Consider the following 13,900-nt stretch of genomic DNA (forward strand, 5'->3'; position numbering starts at 1 on the left):
ATTATCACTCATGACTCCGTTTTTTCAGCTTTCCGCGGCTGCGTTGGTCGGTCTGCCACATTCGCGAACTGCTGCCGACACAGGAAATCAGCAGGGGGCTCGGTGCTCCTGCGCCGCTCGATTATCTAGCGGCGCAGTTTGCTGACGAACGGGAAGCGATAGATGCGCTCACTTTCACTCCGCTAGAGAGCGATGTGAAAATGACGTGGAGGGAATCCCTTGATGCGAATTACACGGATGGCATTCTCATCCTGCATCGAGGGCAGGGCAGGCTTTGACCGAACTTGCGTCGGAACGTCTGTGGCGTCCGATGGGGCGGAACAGGACGCCTATATGACCGTAGACGCCAAAGGGGTTCCATTTGCAGGAGGGGGTTGAGCGCGGGTCTCAGAGATCTGAGACGGCTGGGCCTTGCTCTGCTCAACGAAGGCGTAATCAATGGTAAGCGGTTGTTTCCCGCAGAAGTGGTTCGCAAAATCCGAAAAGGCGGCGATCCGGAGAAATTCGGGACGGCTTACCCGGCACTGGTCGGCGGAAGTTATGCGAGGATGTGGTGGAAATATCCAGGCGAGGACGGGATATTTGCCGCGGGGGGCGTGCATGGGCAGACCATTTATGTGGACCCCAGTACCGAAATGGTCATTGTCCGTTTTGCTTCATTCCCCCGGGCCGAGAACTCGCTGATCGATCCGACCTCGCTCCCGGCCTTCCGCGCGGTTGCCGACTATCTCAAAGCAAAGGGTTGAACCGCCTGCCGCAGGTCACCGGATCAGACTGCTGATCGGGTAACCGCGCCGCGAGCTTTCCAGCACAGCAACTGCTTGTGTTCGAGACTCAATCCGGCGCCGTTGACGGTGACTTGGCCCCAGTTTGCTTGCGCACGAAGGCGGCCTGCGACGAGATCGACCATGGTGCTGCTAAACCGAAGGCCAGGTTCAGCGACTACAAAGGGTGGCTCGAGAGGCTGCGGCTTTGTCTTCGGATGGTGCGAAAGGAAAAATGATTCCGCAGTTGAGTTGCGCGAGGAAAAATCAGAGCCTTACGTAGGACATGTCCTCCGACTAGTTTACACCGCTTCGCCAGAGGGGGAACTTTGTGCAGGATTTTCTTCTGTTCGCTGCCGTTGGCTTTCTAGCCCAGATCATCGACGGCGCATTGGGCATGGCCTATGGCGTGGTGTGCTCAACCGTTCTCTTAAGTTTTGGTGTTCCGCCGGCCCATGCTTCGGCTTCGGTTCATGCGGCTGAACTTTTCACTACGGCTGCTTCCGGCTCGGCTCATCTTTATCATCGCAACATCGACTGGCGTCTCTTTGCCAGGCTTGCCCCTTTCGGGATCATCGGCGGTTGTCTTGGCGCCTATGTGCTCACTTCCTTCGAAGGAAATGCCATAAAGCCCTTCGTGACGACCTATCTGGCGCTTGTGGGCTGCTGGCTCATCTTCCGGTCGTTTCGCAAGATCCCCTCCAACCCCGTTCCGACCAAGGTGGTCGCTCCCCTCGGAGCGGTTGGCGGATTTCTCGACGCCGCCGGCGGCGGCGGATGGGGACCGATCGTGACCACCGGCCTTTTGGGAGCCGGCGCGCCGCCCCGCTATGTTATCGGAACAGTGAATGCGAGCGAGTTCCTGGTCGCCACCGCAGTCTCCCTGAGCTTCCTCATCGCGCTTCTCACCGGGCACTGGGAAGCTGCCGGATCCTATCTCGAGCACGCGGCCACAATTGCTGGATTGATCTTCGGCGGCATCGTCGCTGCCCCCTTTGCGGGCTGGATCATAAAATCGGTCAAGGAACGCCTGCTTCTGCGCGCGATCGGCTGCCTCATTGTGCTTCTGGCCAGCTGGCAGACCGCCCAAATCCTCGGATTGGCGTGACGAACGCCAGTTCCCTTCGAGTTTAATCGATCCAATAGACTTGCGGCCTGTCTTAGGGGTTTGCAAAAGCGGCACCGCTGGCGCATATGGCCTCAGCATGGATGGGAGCGATACCGCATGACGAAGACCCGCATCGAAACAGACACCTTTGGCCCGATCGAAGTGCCCGCCGATCGCTATTGGGGAGCGCAAACGCAACGCTCGCTCACGAATTTCCGCATCGGCGTGGAAAAGATGCCGGTTCCTCTCGTGCGCGCCCTCGGTATCGTCAAGCTCGCGGCTGCGGAAGTGAATATGAGCCTCGGCAAGCTCGATCCCAAGCTGGGCGAGACGATCGTCGCCGCCGCGCGCGAGGTCGTCGACGGAAAGCATGACGCCGAGTTTCCTCTGGCGGTGTGGCAGACCGGTTCCGGCACGCAGTCGAACATGAATGCCAACGAGGTGATCTCCAATCGCGCGATCGAGATGCTCGGCGGCGAAATGGGCTCCAAAAAGCCCGTGCATCCGAACGATCACGTCAATATGAGCCAGTCCTCAAACGACAGCTTCCCGACGGCTATGCACATTGCAGCCGCCCGCGAAGCCGCCGGGGAACTGCTGCCTGCGCTCGACTATCTCACCGCCGCGCTGGAAGAAAAAGAGCGGGCGTTCGGTGACATCGTGAAGATCGGCCGCACTCATACGCAGGACGCGACGCCGCTGACGCTGGGCCAGGAGTTTTCCGGCTATGTGGCCGCGCTGAAGCTTGGACGCAAGCGCATCGAGGAGGCGCTGCAGGACGTTCACGCACTTGCCCAGGGCGGCACTGCGGTGGGAACCGGGCTCAACGCGCCGAAAGGTTTCGACAAAGCTTTCGCGGAACGGGTCGCCGCCCTTACCGGCCTGCCCTTCCGCACCGCAGACAACAAATTCGAGGCGCTGGCGAGTCACGGTGCGCTCAACGCCTTCCACGGCACGCTCAATGCGCTTGCGGCCGATCTCTTCAAGATCGCCAACGATATTCGCTTCCTAGGATCCGGCCCCCGTTCCGGGTTGGGTGAACTCAAGCTGCCCGAAAACGAGCCCGGCTCCTCCATCATGCCCGGCAAGGTGAACCCGACGCAGGCGGAAGCGCTCACAATGGTGGCCACGCAGATCATGGGCAACCAGACAACGGTCAGCGTGGCCGCAAGCCAAGGTCATTTCGAGCTCAACGTCTTCAAACCCGTCATCGCCAACGCCGTGCTGCAGTCGATCCGCCTCCTTTCGGATGCGATGCGCTCGTTCACGGACAATTGCGTGAAGGGCATCGAAGCGGACGAGGTTCGGATCGCCGAGCTGATGCAGCGCTCGCTGATGCTGGTGACGGCACTGGCCCCCGTGATCGGATACGACAATGCGGCGAAGATCGCCAAGAGCGCCCACAAGAACGGAACGACGCTGCGTGAGGAGGCCTTGAAGACCGGGCTTGTGACCGAGGAGGATTACGACCGCATCGTCCGTCCGGAGAACATGATCTCGCCGGGCTAGGATGGGCGGGTTTGGCCGGCTGGACTTACGAAACACAGTGTCAATGACACGACGGTAGCTCTGACCAGATGGCCATCTTATCTACCCGTCATGATTCCTTGCTAACGGGCTAACATCACATGTCAGACAGCGCACTCGTCCTTCTCGGCCGCATCTTCCTGGCGGTCATCTTCATCTTCTCCGGTTTTGGGAAGCTCACAGCGATCGGAGGAACGGCCGGCTATTTCGGTAGCCTTGGCCTTCCCGTCCCGACGCTCACGGCGATTGTCGTCGGGCTTGTCGAACTCCTCGGCGGCCTTGCCATTCTCATCGGCTACCAGACGCGTATCGCCGCCATTGTTCTGGCGGTATTCACACTGGCCGCCACCCTGGTGGCGCATATGAACCTCGCCGACCAGATGCAGCTTCTGATGGCGCTGAAGAACCTTGCCATCGTCGGTGGCTTCCTGGCGCTCGCCTCCCGCGGCGCCGGACGTCTCTCGCTCGATGGACGCGGCGCATAAGCAAAAGCCGCATCAACAGTTCTTGGCCCGCCTCAGGCGGGCCTTTTGTTAACAGTGGCTCCAAAGCTCAACTAGCGGCGACCAACGGCGGTCCCATCATCAAAACGCGGTGATCCGAACCGAAAGCCGGTTGCCGCCTGCAAGCCAAAAGGCCGATACCAGGGCACCAGAAATCAAACCGGCGGAGACGCGGTAAGGAGGAAGGCTGAATGCCATGGCGTTTCGTGCCTCTCGGGCTCATCGTCCTGGTGCTGATACTGGGCTATGTCCTTGGCTGGCATGAGCACGTCACGCTTTCAGCCCTGATAGACAGCCGCGCCGCACTCCAGGCCAAGATCGAAGCGCATCCGCTTCTCTCCGCTGTCGGCTTGATAATGGGCTACGCGTTCGCGACGGCAATTGCATTTCCCGCGGCAGCTTTGCTGACCATCGCCGCAGGTTTCCTTTTCGGATGGCTTGTCGGGGGAACGCTTGTGATCATCGGGGCCACGGCCGGTGCCACGGCCTTGTTCCTGGCGGCTCGCACTGCCTTCGGCACCTTGCTGCGCAAGAGAGTAGGCGGGCGCGCCGCCGAATTCGCCAAAGGCTTTGAGGAAGGCGCTTTCGGATATCTTCTCGTGTTGCGGCTGGCGCCGATATTTCCCTTCTGGCTGGTCAACATCGTTCCAGCTTTCTTTCGTGTCCCTCTCAGGATCTTCGTCGCCGCCACAACGCTGGGCATCATTCCGGCCACCTACGCCTATGCCTATCTGGGGCAAGGCCTCGAAAGCGCTCTCCTTTCGGCATCGGCTGCTGGACGGCAGGTCGAACTGCATGATCTTATCACCCGGGAACTCACCCTCTCCCTGGGTGGACTTGCAGTTGTCGCAGCGCTTGCGCTCATCATAAAGCGAAGGGTCGCGGAGGCGAGCCACACACCGAATGAAGGAAGATGACCTCAGTCCTTAAGCCGGACATATGCGTGATCGGAGGCGGCCCCGGCGGTCTCACTGTGGCGGCCGCTGCGGCGTCGTTCGGCGTTCCTGTCGTTTTGGTCGAACGTGGGAAAATGGGCGGTGATTGTCTGAACTATGGCTGCGTCCCATCGAAGGCCCTTATCGCTGCGGCAAGGCATGCGCACGACCTTTCCCACGGAGAAGCGTTGGGCATTGCCAATCTACGCCCAGCAACCGATTTCGGCCGGGTAGCCGCGCATGTCGAGCGCGCGATCGCGGCCATCGCGCCAAACGACTCCAAGGAACGCTTCACCGCGCTCGGCGTGAAGGTCATTTCAGCGGAAGGCCGCTTCAAGGACCCGCGAACGCTCGTCGCCGGGGATCACGAAATCCTCGCCCGTCGTTTCGTGATCGCGACGGGTTCTTCTCCAGCCATCCCCTCGATCCCCGGCATCGAAGGCGTGCCTTTTCTCACCAATGAGACGGTCTTCGAATTGAAGCAGACGCCGGAGCGGCTGATCATTATCGGTGGCGGCCCGGTGGGCCTGGAGCTTGCGCAGGCGCATCGCCGCCTTGGCGCAGAGGTCACGGTAATCGAGGCCGGCGCAGTGCTCGGCAGAGAGGACCCAGAACTCACAGCCGCGGTGAAGCAACAGCTTCTCGACGACGGGGTCAATATCCTCGAGCATGCCGAGGTCACGCGGCTGGAGAGGCTTGGCTCATCCCATATACGCGCCTTTGTGAGTGACGGGAAAGACATCCGCGGCATCGAAGGCTCGCATCTCCTGGTCGCCGTTGGGCGAAAACCGAATATCGATGCGCTGGACCTTCAAAATGCGTCTGTCGCCCATGACGAGAGCGGCATAAAGGTGTCCGGCAAGCTGCGCACGACGAATCCCCGCATCTATGCTATCGGCGACGTGGCCGGGGGGCCGCAATTCACGAATGTCGCAAACCACCATGCGGGGATCGTCATCCGCTCCGCCCTGTTCCGGCTGCCGGCGAATGCGACGCATGACCTGGTTCCAAGAGTGACCTTCACCGACCCCGAACTCGCCCATATCGGCTTGACGGAAGCGCAAGCTCGGGAAGAGGGCATGCGGGTAACGGTGCTGCGGTCAGCCTTTTCCGACAACGATCGCGCAGAGGCCGAGGGACAGACCAACGGGTTCATCAAACTCGTCATCGGCAGGAATGGGCGCATCCGGGGCGTATCGATCGTTGGCCGGGGCGCAGGCGAGATGATGAACTTCTGGTCCCTGGCGCTGTCGAAACGCATGACGCTTCGCGACATCACAGCCTATATCGCTCCCTACCCCACATTGGGGGAGATTGGGAAACGTGCCGCCTACTCCTATTTTACGCCAGCAACACAAAACTCTATCCTGCGTGGAATAATACGGTTTTTACGCCTATTTGGATAATGATCGGCGCGTGGCGGGAAGCGCCATCCGCATGACACGGAAAAAAGAATGGCCGAGGAGAAGCGTCAGGAGGGGGATAGGACCGAACTGGACGCGGGCCGCTCGGTGCCGCTGACGCGCGGACTTTCCACCAAGCTTCTCCTTCTAACGATCCTCTTCGTGATGGCGGCGGAAGTGCTGATCTTCATTCCTTCGGTCGCCAATTTCGGTCGGCAGTGGATGGAACAGCGCTTGCGGGAAGCGGCCATCGTCGGTCGTGTCCTTCTGGACGGAAAAGCGGATGGCCTCAGCCGTGAAGCAAGCAATGACGTCCTCGTGACCGCAGGCGTGAGCGCGATCGCGGTGCGTGACGGGGACACCGCCCGCCTGCTGGTGGTCTCTCACATGCCGCCCGCCGTCGATGCGCATATCAATTTCGATGAATTCGACGCTTTGCGGGCGGTCCGGAGAGCATTTGACACGCTGTTTTTCGGCGGAGACCGGATACTGAGAATCTACGGCCATGTGGGGCAGAGCACGGCGCAATACGAGGTCATCCTCCCAGACCGGCAACTCCGTTCGGCAATGCTGATCTATGCGCGGAACGTGGCGGCGATCTCGCTCCTCATCTCGCTCTTCACGGCCACGCTCGTCTTCTATGCGATCGACAGGATCATGATCGGGCCCGTCAGAGCCATGACCCGCTCCATGCTGGCCTTCGGCGCAGCACCCGACAATGCCCAACACATCATCGAACCGGAAGATCGCGGCGATGAAATCGGCATTGCGGAGAGGGAGCTTGCGGAAATGCAGAAGGCGCTGCACAGGACGCTTGGTGAGCGAAAGCGGCTTGCGGAACTCGGCTTGGCGGTTTCCAAGATCAATCATGACATGCGCAATATGCTGGCATCGGCCCAGCTTATTTCCGACCGCCTCGCGATGAGCGCCGACCCGACCGTGCAATCCCTCGTGCCCAAGCTGGTCCGCATGCTTGACCGGGCCGTTTCCTACTCACAAGGCGTCATCGCCTATGGCCGGGCGCAGGAGGCTCCACCGTCCCGCCGTCGCCTCCGCCTCGCACAGCTCATCGACGATGTCCACGCGAGCCTTGCGATCGATCCCTTAAGCGGCATCGAATTCATCAACGAAATCGATCCGCTGCTGGAAATCGACGCGGATGCCGACCAGCTCTTCCGGGTTCTCTCCAATCTTTGCAGAAACGCCGTCCAGGCGATGGCTGGAGAGGCGGATGCCGCGCTGGTGCGGCGGCTGACCATCTCTGGAGTGCGGGAAGAGCGAGCCGTTCGCATTTACATCGCCGATACCGGTCCGGGCCTGCCGCCGAAAGCCCGGGAAAACCTATTCACAGCCTTCCGCGGTTCGGCGCGAATCGGCGGCACGGGTCTTGGGCTCGCAATCGCACAGGAACTGGTGCGTGCGCATGGTGGAGAGATCGAGCTTGTGGAAACAGGCAGCGGGCGCACGGTGTTTTGCATCTCCATACCGGATGGCCAGACCCTTGAAGATTCCCGCAGTGCAGCGCGAGTGGGCGATGCAGAAGGAAGCGTTCCCGACAGGCAGACCGCTCACTAGAACTCCATTTAAGCGCGGCAATTGCGCCTTCCTTCTCGCTCGAGCCTGTTTGCCGGATCACTTTCCTTCCCAGCAGGCTGCTCTCGTCGACCCATTCCGGACTTCAACCACAGGCAATTGATCCAAACCGAGAAAAATCGAATTTGAGCGCTTGCTTTTGCGTTTCTCAGTCGTTAGGTAAGCGGCGTTCCGCCGTTGGGGCTTGTCCCCTTGGGGGTATCCCGCCACTTGATGGCATGCGCGCCCGTAGCTCAGCTGGATAGAGCACCAGACTACGAATCTGGGGGTCAGAGGTTCGAATCCTTTCGGGCGCGCCATTTCAGTACAGAACTCTGAACGCCGAACGCGGCCAATTGCCCACTCCAACCGGCGATCGGCATATCTCTCTCCCAGCACTACAAGCATGTTATCCGGACTCGGAGATCTGTAGGTCGGCCGGATGTTCGCGGTCGCATTTCGTCAAGTTCGCGGCGATCGGTGACATTGGCGAACAGTCTCCAGCCGCTCTCCAGTGGAGCAAACCTTCCGTATGGATCGGGGGTCCCTGCCGCTGTACTTGCTCTGCCGGCCTGCGCCGAGCAGTGGCGATAGGTCCCGCCTCGCTGCCCCTTCAATGCGGAGCGTCATTGCGCCCAGCACTTCGAGCAAAGCAGGGCTTCTGGTCAGTCGCGTAGGACCCAGCCTGAAGTAGCCCGATCTGCGGTGAGCACTGGAGCGGCTGGGGTGGCGAGCATTCCCGCGGGAAAGGCTTCCGGAGCTTGGCGCGATTGCGTCGCTCAAAGAAAAAGGGCGGCATTTCTGCCGCCCTTCCGTATTCAAACAATCTGGCTTCTTAGAAGTCCATGCCGCCCATGCCGCCGCCCGGCATGGCAGGAACCGGGGACTCCTTCTTGGGGAGCTCGGCGATCATGGCTTCCGTGGTGATCAAGAGGCCGGCAACCGACGCTGCATCCTGCAAGGCGGTGCGGACGACCTTCATCGGGTCGACGACGCCCATGGAGATCATGTCGCCATACTCGCCCGTCTGGGCGTTGTAGCCGAAGGTGGCGGAGTTGTCCTCGAGGATCTTGCCTGCAACGATGGACGCTTCCGCGCCGGCATTCGAAGCGATCTGACGGCAGGGGGCCTGGATGGCGCGGCGAATGATGTTGATGCCGGCTTCCTGGTCCGCATTCTCGCCCTTGGCCTTGATCTCCTTGGAGGCGCGCAGCAGAGCCGTGCCGCCACCCGGGACGATGCCTTCCTCGACCGCGGCGCGGGTAGCGTTGAGCGCGTCGTCGACGCGGTCTTTCTTCTCCTTCACCTCAACCTCGGTCGCACCACCGACGCGGATCACCGCGACGCCGCCAGCGAGCTTGGCAAGACGCTCCTGCAGCTTCTCGCGGTCGTAATCGGAGGTGGTCTCCTCGATCTGCGACTTGATCTGGGCGACGCGGCCCTCGATCTCGGACTTCTGACCAGCGCCGTCGACGATGGTGGTCGTCTCCTTGGCGATGGAAACGCGCTTGGCGCGGCCCAGCATGTCGAGCGTGACGTTCTCGAGCTTGATGCCGAGGTCCTCGGAGATCACCTGGCCGCCGGTCAGGATCGCGATGTCCTCGAGCATGGCCTTGCGGCGGTCGCCGAAGCCGGGAGCCTTCACGGCGGCGATCTTCAGGCCACCACGCAGCTTGTTGACGACGAGCGTGGCGAGAGCTTCGCCCTCGACGTCCTCGGCGATGATGAGGAGCGGACGACCCGACTGGACGACAGCTTCAAGCACCGGCAGCATGGCCTGCAGGTTGGAAAGCTTCTTCTCGTGCAGGAGGATGTAGGCCTCCTCGAGTTCGGCCACCATCTTCTCGGGATTGGTGATGAAGTAGGGCGAAAGATAGCCGCGGTCGAACTGCATGCCCTCGACCACTTCGAGTTCGGTCTCGGCGGTCTTGGCTTCCTCGACCGTGATCACGCCCTCGTTGCCGACCTTCTGCATGGCCTCGGCGATCATGTCGCCGATTTCCTTCTCGCCATTGGCCGAGATCGTGCCCACCTGGGCGACTTCCTCGGAAGTCTTGATCTTCTTGGCGGCCTTGGTGAGGTACTCGACCACATCAGCAACGGCGAGGTCGACGCCGCGCTTCAGGTCCATCGGGTTCATGCCGGCGGCAACCGCTTTGGCGCCTTCCTGCACGATGGCCTGAGCGAGAACGGTGGCCGTGGTGGTGCCGTCACCGGCGATGTCGTTGGTCTTCGAGGCGACCTCGCGGACCATCTGGGCGCCCATGTTCTCGAACTTGTCCTCAAGCTCGATTTCCTTGGCGACCGTCACGCCGTCCTTCGTAATGCGCGGGGCGCCGAAGGACTTGTCTAGCACGACATTGCGGCCCTTCGGGCCGAGGGTCACCTTCACCGCATCGGCGAGGATGTTGACGCCGCGCAGCATGCGCTCGCGGGCATCACGGGAAAATTTTACGTCTTTTGCAGCCATGTTGATTACTCCTGGCTTCGGGCGAAGCCCTTGTTTCTGTCAGTGGGTGACGGCTTCGATCAGCCGATGATGCCCATGATGTCGGACTCCTTCATGATCAGGAGGTCCTGGCCGTTGAGCTTTACTTCCGTGCCCGACCACTTGCCGAACAGCACGCGGTCGCCCGCCTTGACATCGAGCGGAACGAGCTTGCCGCTCTCATCACGCGCACCGGGGCCGACGGCGACGACTTCGCCTTCTTGCGGCTTCTCCTTTGCGGTGTCGGGGATGATGATCCCGCCGGCCGTCTTTTCCTCGGATTCGACCCGGCGAACGACCACGCGGTCATGAAGCGGGCGAAAATTCGTGCTGGCCATGTTACTCAACCCTTGATTAGGATAATGAATTAGGCTTCCCTCCGTCCCTGAGGCCGGAGAATTCATTTAGCACTCATTGCTCGAGAGTGCTAACAGCAATCGAGATAGTCAGGATGGGTGCTTGAGTCAAGCGCAGGGGATTTCTTCCCGTGGCGCTAGACGGGGCGGCGAAAACGCTTCCGTTCGCTTTCCACCTCCTCGCGGAAATGACAGCCTTCGATATGATCATTGACCAGGCCCATCGCCTGCATGAAGGCGTAGACGGTGGTGGGACCCACGAAAGTCCACCCGCGCTTCTTGAGATCTTTGGAGATACGGGTCGAGATATCGGTCTTGCCGAGCGTCCGAAGCGTCGCATAATCGAGCGCTTGCGGTCGCTCTTCGGGGCTTGGCTCATGCCGCCAGAAATAGCTGGCTAGAGAGCCCTCCTTCTCGCACAATTCGATTGCCCGGCGCGCATTGTTGATCGTGGAACGGATCTTGCCGCCGTGGCGGATGATGCCCGGATTGGTCAGAAGCCGATCAACGTCCTCTTCCGTGAACCGAGCGACCCGTTTGAAATCGAAGCCGTCGAACGCCTCGCGGAAATTCTCCCTCTTCCTCAGGATCGTGAGCCAGGACAGGCCCGATTGGAATCCTTCAAGGCAAAGCTTCTCGAAGAGGCGCCGATCGTCGCTCACCGGCCGGCCCCATTCACGATCGTGATACGTCATGTAGTCGGGCAGGTTCGCGTGCCAGAAGCAGCGGGTCTTTCCATCGGCACCCTCGATCAGCCCCGTCTTTTCTTCGCTCATCAAGCCTCGCTGTTCTCCAATGTCACTAAGGATCTGTTCACCAGTTTTTTGAACCGGGCACTAACCACCGCAATCGATTTCGTCGGCAATATCGCACTTTCCATAGGCGGATTCATCATTCGCTTGGCCCTCTTGCAGCAGCATCCTGACAGAAACGTCCACAGAAGCTGGATTGAGCGGCTGCCACAATGGCGGCGTGACACATGAACCCGATCGGTGACCAGTGAGAGTTAGTCGATGAAGTTCGTTTTGTATGCGGCCGGATTTGCCGCCATCTTGTTGTTTCCCGGTGCCTCCAACGCTCAGGGCCGTTACGCGGAACCTCCACCGGTCCTGGTGAGCCCGGATCTTTCCGCTCCTTGGGTAATGCAGCTTCGCCAACCACCGGCTCAAGCCAGGCCGCGCCAGCGGCAGGTCTACAGGGTGCCGCCATATCCTCGCGAAACGAGGGCTGCCCCACGGCAGGTGGAACGCCGGTATGTCCTGCGCCGGCAACCGCAGCACCGGATCCAGGCGCCGATCCGCAGTGCTGCGGCAGTGGCTGCCGTGCCGAGAGCCGTACCGGCACCCGCACCCAAACATCAGCTCGACCCGAAATTCCTGCCGCAGGTAGTTCAATATGATGGCCGCGAAGCGCCGGGGACCATCGTGGTCGACACGCGACAGCGCTTCCTCTATCTGGTCATGAAGGACGGAAAGGCGCGCCGTTACGGCGTTGGTGTCGGCAAAGACGGTTTCGGCTGGACCGGCAGCCACAAGGTCACCGCCAAACGCGAATGGCCCGACTGGCGGCCGCCCGCGCAGATGATCGAGCGGGAAAAGAGGAAGGGAAATATCTTGCCGACCCTGGTCAACGGCGGCCCCCATAACCCGCTTGGCGCGCGCGCTCTCTATCTCGGCTCGACCCTATACCGTATCCATGGAACCAACGCACCATGGACCATCGGGCAGGCGGTCTCCTCTGGCTGTATCCGGATGCGCAACGAAGATGTGATAGATTTGTACGAACGTGTTCCCGTCGGTGCCAACGTCGTGGTAATCTGATTCTCATCAAGCGGGGGACGAGCCGGCCGGAGGGGTCTTGCCGGTATCGTCTTCGAAAAAGCAGCGCTTCAGCGATGGAGCGCTGCTTTTCGTTATGCGGCGACGGTTGCGGGCTCCGCCTGGCGGTCCGGCATTGGGATGCCGGCGGGCTTCGGGCCGCCATAAGCCCAGTCCAGTAGCTCGATCGTGTGGACGATGGGCAGAGCCGACCCCGAGGCGATCTGGGTGATGCAACCAATATTACCTGCGGCGACGGCGACAGCGCCGGTGGCTTCGATGTTCTTCACCTTCCGGTCACGCAGGCGCCGGGATATTTCCGGCTGCAGGATATTGTAAGTGCCTGCCGAGCCGCAGCAGAGGTGAGCTTCACGCGGCTCCTTAACCACAAAGCCGGCGCGCGTGAGTAGCGCCTTGGGCTGACGCGTTATCTTCTGCCCGTGTTGCAGGGAGCATGCGGAATGATAGGCGATCGTCAGGCCGGGAGCGAATGACGGCTCGGGTAGATCAAGCGTCGCAAGATATTCGGTAACGTCCTTCGCAAGCGCAGAAACCCGCGCTGCCTTTTCGGCATAGAGCGGGTCCAATCGAAGCATATGGCCATAATCCTTGATTGTGGTGCCACAGCCCGAGGTGGTGATGATGATGGCGTCGAGCCCGCCATTTTCGATCACCCGCGTCCAGGCGTCGACATTGTGCCGGGCGAACTCGAGTGCTTTTTCTTCGCGTCCCATATGGTGCACCAGCGCACCGCAGCATCCTTCTCCCGCGGGCTGCACCACCTCGACGTTCAAACGCGCGAGCAGCCGGGCGGCGGCGGCGTTGATGCCGGGATCGAGCACCGATTGCGCGCAACCGGCCAGCAGCGCGACCCGGCCACGCGGCATCTCTTTCGGCCGGGGAAGGGGAGCGGCGTTTGCGGATGGCCGGTGCTGCGGTGCAAGCTCCAGCATCGAGGCGACCGGCTTCAGGCCCGGAATGGCGCGGAAAATCGAGGCGAAGGGTCGCCCGACCTTTGCCAGTCCCAATGCGAGCCGGAACCGCCCCGGATAAGGGAGCACCTGGGCAAGCATTGTGCGGATCATCCGGTCGAGAATTGGCCGGCGATAGGTCTTTTCGATATGTACCCGCGCATGGTCGACCAGATGCATGTAATTCACGCCTGAGGGACAGGTGCTCATGCAGGAGAGGCAGGAGAGACAGCGGTCGATATGCGTAACCGTCTCGCGGTCGGCGGGACGGCCTTTCTCCAGCATATCCTTGATGAGATAGATGCGCCCGCGCGGTGAATCGAGCTCGTTGCCCAGTTCCACATAGGTCGGGCAAGTCGCCGTGCAGAAGCCGCAATGAACGCATTTGCGCAGGATCGCTTCCGATTCTGCTGTCTGCGGGTTGGCAAGTTGCTCGGGCGTAAAATTGGTTTGCAT

At 60.9% G+C, this 13,900-nt stretch carries 12 protein-coding genes and 1 tRNA gene; 9 read left to right on the forward strand and 4 right to left on the reverse strand.

What is annotated here, in order from left to right:
* Positions 1 to 374 precede the first annotated feature (374 nt).
* The 8 genes from CHEJ32_RS27715 (at position 375) to CHEJ32_RS0111370 (ending at position 8,132) form a co-directional block, all read left to right on the forward strand.
* The gene (locus CHEJ32_RS27715) at positions 375 to 746 is read left to right on the forward strand and encodes a hypothetical protein (RefSeq protein WP_028033976.1); all 372 of its coding nucleotides are present in this window, start codon (positions 375 to 377) and stop codon (positions 744 to 746) included.
* A 349-nt stretch (positions 747 to 1,095) separates the two neighbouring features.
* On the forward strand, positions 1,096 to 1,872 hold the full coding sequence (locus tag CHEJ32_RS0111335) for a sulfite exporter TauE/SafE family protein (protein ID WP_028033978.1): 777 nt from the start codon (positions 1,096 to 1,098) through the stop codon (positions 1,870 to 1,872).
* Positions 1,873 to 1,989: 117 nt separating this feature from the next.
* Complete coding sequence (gene fumC / locus CHEJ32_RS0111340; protein WP_028033979.1) at positions 1,990 to 3,381, forward strand: class II fumarate hydratase; 1,392 nt, start codon at positions 1,990 to 1,992, stop codon at positions 3,379 to 3,381.
* A gap of 119 nt (positions 3,382 to 3,500) precedes the next feature.
* Complete coding sequence (locus CHEJ32_RS0111345; protein WP_028033980.1) at positions 3,501 to 3,884, forward strand: DoxX family protein; 384 nt, start codon at positions 3,501 to 3,503, stop codon at positions 3,882 to 3,884.
* 209 nt (positions 3,885 to 4,093) lie between these two features.
* On the forward strand, positions 4,094 to 4,819 hold the full coding sequence (locus CHEJ32_RS24520) for a TVP38/TMEM64 family protein (protein WP_051469615.1): 726 nt from the start codon (positions 4,094 to 4,096) through the stop codon (positions 4,817 to 4,819).
* Complete coding sequence (locus tag CHEJ32_RS0111360) at positions 4,816 to 6,243, forward strand: NAD(P)/FAD-dependent oxidoreductase (RefSeq protein ID WP_028033981.1); 1,428 nt, start codon at positions 4,816 to 4,818, stop codon at positions 6,241 to 6,243. Before CHEJ32_RS24520 ends, CHEJ32_RS0111360 begins: the two co-directional genes overlap by 4 nt.
* A gap of 48 nt (positions 6,244 to 6,291) precedes the next feature.
* Positions 6,292 to 7,815: an ATP-binding protein gene (locus CHEJ32_RS24525; protein WP_051469616.1), complete on the forward strand. Its 1,524-nt coding sequence runs from the start codon at positions 6,292 to 6,294 to the stop codon at positions 7,813 to 7,815.
* Between the two features lie 240 nt (positions 7,816 to 8,055).
* Positions 8,056 to 8,132: transfer RNA gene (locus tag CHEJ32_RS0111370), tRNA-Arg, on the forward strand.
* Between the two features lie 515 nt (positions 8,133 to 8,647).
* On the opposite strand, the gene groL is transcribed toward CHEJ32_RS0111370, so the two are convergent.
* The 3 genes from groL to CHEJ32_RS0111390 form a co-directional block, all read right to left on the reverse strand.
* Positions 8,648 to 10,282 (reverse strand): chaperonin GroEL, encoded by a 1,635-nt coding sequence (gene groL / locus CHEJ32_RS0111380; RefSeq protein ID WP_028033982.1) that lies wholly within the window; start codon positions 10,280 to 10,282, stop codon positions 8,648 to 8,650.
* 59 nt (positions 10,283 to 10,341) lie between these two features.
* The gene (gene groES, locus CHEJ32_RS0111385; RefSeq protein ID WP_028033983.1) at positions 10,342 to 10,638 is read right to left on the reverse strand and encodes a co-chaperone GroES; all 297 of its coding nucleotides are present in this window, start codon (positions 10,636 to 10,638) and stop codon (positions 10,342 to 10,344) included.
* A 155-nt stretch (positions 10,639 to 10,793) separates the two neighbouring features.
* Positions 10,794 to 11,432, reverse strand: a complete 639-nt coding sequence (locus CHEJ32_RS0111390) for a DNA-3-methyladenine glycosylase I (RefSeq protein ID WP_028033984.1) — start codon at positions 11,430 to 11,432, stop codon at positions 10,794 to 10,796.
* A gap of 237 nt (positions 11,433 to 11,669) precedes the next feature.
* Between CHEJ32_RS0111390 and CHEJ32_RS0111395 the strand changes: the two genes are divergently transcribed.
* Positions 11,670 to 12,476, forward strand: a complete 807-nt coding sequence (locus CHEJ32_RS0111395) for a L,D-transpeptidase (RefSeq protein WP_028033985.1) — start codon at positions 11,670 to 11,672, stop codon at positions 12,474 to 12,476.
* 92 nt (positions 12,477 to 12,568) lie between these two features.
* On the opposite strand, the gene glcF is transcribed toward CHEJ32_RS0111395, so the two are convergent.
* Positions 12,569 to 13,900 carry a glycolate oxidase subunit GlcF gene (gene glcF / locus CHEJ32_RS0111400; protein ID WP_028033986.1) on the reverse strand — a complete coding sequence of 444 codons (1,332 nt, stop codon included), beginning with the start codon at positions 13,898 to 13,900 and terminating at the stop codon, positions 12,569 to 12,571.

This window comes from Chelativorans sp. J32 (genome assembly GCF_000518985.1).
Classification (GTDB): Bacteria; Pseudomonadota; Alphaproteobacteria; order Rhizobiales; family Rhizobiaceae; genus Chelativorans.